This window comes from Halorubrum sp. C191 (assembly GCF_002727095.1).
GTDB classification, from domain to species: Archaea; Halobacteriota; Halobacteria; order Halobacteriales; family Haloferacaceae; genus Halorubrum; species Halorubrum ezzemoulense.
The window spans coordinates 189-7,138 of sequence record NZ_NHNZ01000118.1 but is presented as its reverse complement, the minus strand read 5'-3'; the positions used below and the strand labels follow the sequence as shown (position 1 = coordinate 7,138).

Sequence of the window (6,950 nt, the reverse complement as noted above, 5' to 3'; positions counted from 1 at the left end):
GTCGATGTGATCGACTGAGATTGTTGATACCGGTGAGCTGTCGCTGTGGAGTCGAAGAGGACAAGGACACCGCGTCAGCGGTGTCCGACACGAATTATTCCGCTAGATGTGTTTGGGTCGGAATCGGTCGCAGCGGACCTGTTACAGCAGGTTCGCTGGCGTGACGGTGTTTTCTGTCCCCGCTGCCGTTCTGACCGAACGGTCAGAAACGGCAGCTACGGGCACTTTCAGCGGTATTTCTGTAAGGATTGCGGCCGCATGTTCAACGATAAGACCGGCACGATCTTCGCTCACTCGAAGATCGCACTCCGCAAGTGGCTGTTTTCGATCTACGTGTTTTTGCGGTTTAACACGAGTCTCAGGCAGTTACAGTGCAAAATCGAGGTCACCTACAAAACGATTCACAGGCGTGTCGAGCGCTTCGCTGAAGCGCTTGACGCGCCGTCACTCGATCTCCGTGGCCCGGTTGAAATTGACGATTTCTACGTCTCTGCCGGTCTAAAAGGCCGCGAGCGCGACCGCTGGTCGCGCTCTCGCGGCCTCTCTCGACGCGGGCGCGGAACGTATGAACAAGACAAACCGCCTGTGTTCGTTCTCGTGGATCGTGGCACCGAGTAACGATACGTTGTGCCGGCGAAATCCGCAGACGAATCGACGATCCGGCTCCTGCTGGCGGACCGCCAGCAGGAGCCTCTCACCGTCTATACCGGCGGATTTTGCGCGTATGATCCGCTTGAGAAGATGAGCAATTCGACCGCGAATACGTCGTTCACGGAGACGGTGAATACGCCGACGACACGGTCCACGTGAACACCTGCGAGAGCCACGCGTCGCTGGCGCGACGGTGGCTCTCGCCGCATCGAGGCATCTCAAAAGACCGCCTCACACAGTATCTCCGAGCGTTCCAACTCAGACGAGAACTCTACCGCAAACCCGGACGAAAAGCGCTCAAACACGCCGTCAAAGCCGCTCTCTGAAATCAACAATGTGCAAGAGCGACTACTGGTCAAGTCATTCTATTTCAACCGTGGTAGGTCGACGATCACTGTCATTAGCCACTGCTACAACGGTCTGAGATCTGATCATTAATCACCGTCTCGTTACAGTGTCCGAGCAGTTAGAGTGCTAGACAGCAGACTTCGAGAGTACGACCGGCTGCTATGGTTCAACTCGGGTATCCACAACTACGATGTCGTGGGGTAGTTCACAGGTCTCTATCTAAAGATTCTCCAGCCGACTCATAAGCTCCGAAAGCGGGGCCGTTTCGAGGTCTTGGAGCGTCCAGTCAGTAGAAAGGCTATCTGCGACACCAGTCTCACCTGCCAGCTCTCGAATCCGCTGTTTCACGTCCGGATCGATATCGATGACGCGAACAAGATCGTCGTCTTCATCCCAGTAGGGCGGGGCATGTGGGCCGAGCAGTTCCTCCGTTTCGAGATCAGCCACTGCCTGAAAGTAGAACTCCGTGAGGTCAGTCTTCATCCCGAGCGTACTGCGTGTTTCCGAGGCGAGTTCCTCGTCGGTGACGATAGTTTCGAAGGCGTCGAGGGCGGCGTGCTGGTCAACGTAAAAAGCGGTGTTGAGCGCGATTTTGGCGAACTTTGGTTCATTCTTGGCGAGAGCGAACAGGTGGTCAGCGACGGAGTGGTCGGGATGGCCGATACCCCAACCGTAGGTGTACGATTCCTCGTAGGCGACGTGGAACTCGTCGACGTACTCGGGGATCGCACCGAGAAACGCCAGTGCGTCAGCCGGAATCGCGTCCACGCCCTCGTCTCGGCGGGTGCGAATAACCGAACACCCGATCGCATTGGCGATGACATGGCCGATCTCGGGGAATTCGTCTTGCTTGCGTGGGTCGTAGGCAGTGGCGAACTCAATAAGTACGTCCCAGCCATCAGTCTCTGCGGCGGTGTCAAGCCCATCAGCGAAGGGTTCGTAGTAGGCGAATCGTAGGTCGTGTAGAAGACCATCGCCGCCCGGTGCGTCACCTCGAGCCACCTTCGTCAGCATCCGTTCGTATTCCGCCACTGCACGGTAGAGAGTCGATACGTCACCCTCACGGGCGCCATCATAGAGATTCGGGAGGTCACCGACCACCCTTGGATAGTCACATTCGAGCACTTCCCGGTCCAAGCCGGAATCATCGAACGGGGCTTCCTCCGAGAGACCGTCTTCAGGGGGGACTATCTCATCGGCGGACTGGTCAGTGGAGCAGTCATGAAGCCTGAGCCGCGAGAGCGTGTCGAAGGACGCCCCACAGTCTTCGCACTCGTAACTCATTAGCAGTTCTCGGTAATCGGGTCGAAATTCGTAACTTCACAACGGCGATTCCCGGGGCGAATCAGGTGGTCAGATCGAGGCCGCTGGCATTCGCTAAGATCTCACTCTTTTCTGAGAGGTCGGCCACTTCGCCAATGTCTGTCGGATGCAGGTCATTGACGAGTGCGGTCATGAATTCGTTTGCCGTGTACTCGTAGTTCCCCTGGTTGTCCTTCACCTGCAACGGCTCGTCGGCCTCGTGCGGGACGTGGTCCTGCTCGTTCGCTGCCGCGAGCACGTTCGCGCCCATGTTGTTCGGGAGGATCGCCCAGTTGAACAGGAATACTCGCTGGTTTCGCATCGGTGTCGCTGATTTCGGCATGAAGTCGTGTTTCAGCATCCGATACGCCGTTTCGATACCCCAGCGGAGACGGTAGTCGGCCGCCAGCGCCGCACCGCCACCATCGACGGTCTCCGGATCGATGTTCGTGTAGAACGCTTCCCAGTTCTTCGGGTCTTCAAGACCGGTGTCGGCCCGCTTCAGCCGCTTTTCTGACGGGTTCACTAACAGATAGTGGTCGGCGTCGTCGGACGCGCCGATGCCGATTTCGTAGGGCTGAGAATTCCACGAGTCCTCGCGGAGTTCCGTCCCCATGATGAGGTCCTTGAACGCGCCCATACTCCGAGGCGCGGTGATGACAAAGTCTTGGTTGCGCTTCTTCAACTCGTGATTAATCTTTTCGGTGTAGAAGTCCTTGTCGAGAAACACGCGCCCGATGTCGAACTTCGCTTCCGAGTAGTTGAGAAGCTGATTCAGGTGGTAAGCCCGCCGGTTTCGCTGTTCGACTGACCGAGCGGCGAACGTCATCGGCACCGGCGTTCCCACGAGCGAGACGGTGGCAAACTGCCACGAGTGCGAGTAGTTCCGGCCGGGCTTCGTCCCTTCAACGGCACCGGGCTGTTCGCTTCTGTCGTCCGGTGTATCTTCGTCGTCGATCTTCCCGAACCACGGCCACCCGGTAAGGTCCACGGCAAGATCGAGCCGGTCGGAGAGCAGATTGTAGCGATCGAGCAGGTCTAGGTACTGCTCGAAGGCACAGATGAACATCGCCCGGAAGTGCCCGCGTGGGGACTCCCGTACCTGATTCCAGAGCGCCTTCGAGGTCGGTGTCTTCCGCGCCCAGTAGTACGGTTTCTGCTGGAGGCTGTCCCGGGCGTTGTTCGGGTGGATGTTGTGGTGGGACGCGAGTTCGTACGGCTTGAACACCTCCCACTTGTCGTAGTACGGATCCGTGCGGCCGAGTTGGATGCAGGCGTAGCCGGTCGTCTTCATCGCCCGCGTGAGCTTCACGAGTTCCGGCGCGTCCATCCCGTCAGTCACGGCCTCCGGGTCAGGCGCGTCGCGGAGATCGGCCATCTCGACACTCTCATCTTCAGCCCACCGAGCGACGTTCGCGGCGGCGGTTTCGAAGCGTACGAGTTTCTCGTCGGGGATACGGTCACGGATGTTGTCGATAGTGCGCTCACTAACGCGCTCAGAGACGTTCATCTCCTCGTGAACCGCGTAGTCGTCCATTCGCTCTTCGAGCCTGTAGGACGGCGTGTCGGTGAGTTCCTGGCCGAGAATCAGACGTTGGGCTTCGGCGTCGGTGAGGTCACGAGCGAGGCCATCCACGCCAAGTTCGAACCGTGTAGTCCGGAGCATCCCGATGCGACCGACGGCTTCGCGGGGGGAGAAGCCGTGCCGGAGGGAGTCGCGTAGCTGGTCTTCAATCGGTATTGGATCCCCGAGCGTAGCGACCTTGGCGTCGGGCTGGTCGCCGTAGACACTCTTGTCAGAAGTTTTCTTGAGGTTCGTGCCCGCTATGAGGTTGTCCTCAGCGTCGGATGGGTCGTCAGTCTCCCACGAGCCGTCAAGCCCATCAAAGCTGCCATCATCCGACATTACAGAGAATATGGCGTGTGAGTCTCTTTAAAACACCGTTCAGCTTTCGGCCCCAGCCTTGACCCTCGTATACGTTGGAGTGATATTATCGAAAGAGTCCCCACCTGAACAGCGGTAAGAATACCGATTGATGTTGTAATCATATAGAAAATTATAATAAGCATGTCTGAAGCCACACAGAAGCGTGTTGTCTGACACTCAAACGTATTGTAGAAATTGTAGAATTATTAAATAATATATCAGTAATAGAGATCGGGTTCTAATGAATCTGTTCGCCAGAAACACTGATTTCGGATAAATCTAGAAAATCATTCTCCTGTTCAAGAGAAGAAAAGTTTACGTTACCTTGGATTATCATTCCCGTCATTGTATGTTTCACCGGTTCACCGATTCTATTAGTAGCCTCCCAATCAACACCGCTGAAGTCGGCGTCGCCATTAACAATTGCTTCACTCCAGTCTGTAGTGTATCTAAATGTTGTGTCTCTGAACTGAATACTATCGTCAAACTCTGCTCCGCTGAAATCAGACTTGCTGTCGAAGTGAACATCCTCAAATTGCGCCGTCTCAGATACCTCAATATTAGTAAAGCGAGCAGGTTGCATAAACCAAGCCTCTGCGAAACTCACCCGACCGCCGAACGAGACATTTGAAGCGTCGAACCGGTCCAGACTGTTGGATTTACGGAACCAAGCTCCTCGGAATGTCACATCCGCTCTGAATTGTGTATCTGACAGGTCAACCGATTTTGTGAAAGACGCATCGTCGAAGGTCACAGGACCGTCAGCAGTCACATTTGTAAATTCGAATGTCCCTTTTGACTTCGACTCAATATTAGAGAAACTAGCCTTCCCTTTGAACTGAGTCTGCTCAAAAGTAGCGCCCGTCGCAAACGACACGTCGTTGAAAGATGCTTCCCCAAATACGCTTCCACTTAATTTAGGTCTGGCTCCAAAGGATACTTCGTTGAACGAACCTTTGCCCTCAATATGTGTTTTCGGATAGTGGGAAGGCGACGTAAAATCTAACATTCCTTCAAATTCTGTCTGGTCGCATATAAGATCGCCAGCTATGACTGTACCGCTGAAGACTACTTCTGACTTGGTCATCATCTCTACGAAGTTGAGTCCAGATTGGAATGTCGCGGTGCTGAATCCAAAGTCACCGGCAATTGAGGTACTCTCGAAGATAGCCTTATGTTCAAAGGTGGCACCATGAAATGTTCCTGAAATGTCCTGTGCGTTAAACGAAGAATCTTTGATTTTCACTTCACCTTCAAAAGCAGCATCACGAAAACTGAACCAGGCGTTTAGCGTCGTACTCGTCAGCTCTACCGGTGCAGACGCTGTTATCGTTTTGAAATAAACACGGTCGTCAAATAGGACGCCATCGAAGAGTAGTTTCCCATCAAACGATGAACAGTTGAAGTTGACTGAATGCCCGAATGTAGTATCTACTATCTCAAGTCCTCCTTCAAACGTCGCGCCGGTGAAATCAATCTCCGCATTGAACTTCGAATCCGTCAATGAAATATGGTCTTGGAATCGGCAGTGGGTCAGATCGATAGGTTGGTCTGAAGGGGGTTCAACGGATTCTCCCTCTATTTTCACTTCGCCGAATCTGGCACCGATAAATTGCGTCCTCAAGCGCGACTCCTCTTCGTCCTCACCAAACGAGTTGAGAATGTCCAATAGTGCCGAGGTAACTCGGTGATCCTCCTTCTGTTCAACGGGGAGATGGAAGAGACAAAGATTCTCACCTTCCTCCGCGTCGTGAGGGCAGCTCCAGACACCTTCCTTGTTCAGATCGGAACTACTCACGAAGCATCTTGAGTCATCACTTCCTCCCCAAGTGTCCGGTACGTCAGGATCAAGAATGTACTCACAAGTCCCGCTGTTTGTCATTGCCCCGCAACAATGAGTTCCTCTCATTTAATATCTCGGTGGTGAATAGACTACGCTATTCGTCTTCCTCTGGAATTCAGAAATAGATGTCCGGAACCAAGCTGGTCTCCTTGTGAGAACGCATGGCAGTATGTCCACTGCCGACTTCAGCTTCTGTTCACCGCAACGAATGTGAGTAACCCCGGCTACAATCTCTCCAAACTTGAAAAACTCCTCAGCGTAGATAGCTGAACTATGACACTTCGGGTGGAAAAGAACGCTTCTCCAAGTCGTTGAGAGAGTTTCGGTGCTGACCGAACCAACCTCTACGAAGTTACGAATCTCGACCAGATTACCGAGAACTGTTAGCGAAAATACGGTGATCCCGAAAATAAGGCTTGCTGAGACCAAGGCATGCTTCTATTTCTTATGTGTCAAAATAAGGATGTAGGACCGCTATGTTACATAAGGTGAATTCTATCGAATCAATCAATTGTGAGCTACACGCTCCATTAGAACCAATTCCATCTTGGAAAGCCCATTTCAGTGCTGTGTTGAATAGATGCTGAGTCGCGTTTACAGCGGCTCACACAGTGGTTCTATGTTGGTAATGGCGAACATCAAGACGATTTCACGGAACTGCCGATACCAGCCAAGCGCTCGCACGGCATCGCCGAGCGAGCGCTTGGTTGTCGAGTAGGATGTTTCGGCCATCCACCGCTGAGAGTAGCCCTTTGCCCGGTTCAGAGCGTTTTTCGCGGCTGCGTTCGCTGACGAGCCGCGATAATGAACGAGGTAATCGATGTCGTGTGCGGCGATTTCGTACTCGGTGTGCCAGTCTTGGAAGCCGTTGTCGGCGGC

The 6,950-nt window shown here is 53.8% G+C and carries 4 protein-coding genes and 2 pseudogenes; 2 read left to right on the top strand and 4 right to left on the bottom strand.

Annotation, left to right across the window (positions count from 1 at the left end; translation table 11 throughout):
• Positions 1–93: 93 nt before the first annotated feature.
• Positions 94–977, top strand: a pseudogene (locus tag Z052_RS11900) (IS1595 family transposase).
• A 241-nt stretch (positions 978–1,218) separates the two neighbouring features.
• Here Z052_RS11900 and Z052_RS11895 read toward each other — a convergent pair.
• The 3 genes from Z052_RS11895 to Z052_RS19780 all read right to left on the bottom strand — a co-directional run bounded on the left by Z052_RS11895 (position 1,219) and on the right by Z052_RS19780 (position 5,897).
• On the bottom strand, positions 1,219–2,283 hold the full coding sequence (locus Z052_RS11895) for a hypothetical protein (RefSeq protein ID WP_099289053.1): 1,065 nt from the start codon (positions 2,281–2,283) through the stop codon (positions 1,219–1,221).
• Positions 2,284–2,344: 61 nt separating this feature from the next.
• Positions 2,345–4,207, bottom strand: a complete 1,863-nt coding sequence (locus Z052_RS11890; RefSeq protein WP_099289052.1) for a transposase — start codon at positions 4,205–4,207, stop codon at positions 2,345–2,347.
• Between the two features lie 259 nt (positions 4,208–4,466).
• Positions 4,467–5,897, bottom strand: a complete 1,431-nt coding sequence (locus Z052_RS19780) for a hypothetical protein (protein ID WP_158228685.1) — start codon at positions 5,895–5,897, stop codon at positions 4,467–4,469.
• An 18-nt stretch (positions 5,898–5,915) separates the two neighbouring features.
• Between Z052_RS19780 and Z052_RS21240 the strand changes: the two genes are divergently transcribed.
• Entirely contained in the window at positions 5,916–6,038 is a 123-nt protein-coding gene (locus Z052_RS21240) for a hypothetical protein (RefSeq protein WP_275094162.1), read from the top strand.
• Positions 6,039–6,665: 627 nt separating this feature from the next.
• Here the strand turns inward: Z052_RS21240 and Z052_RS21005 are convergent.
• A pseudogene (locus tag Z052_RS21005) lies at positions 6,666–6,950 on the bottom strand (IS5/IS1182 family transposase); the annotation flags it as partial.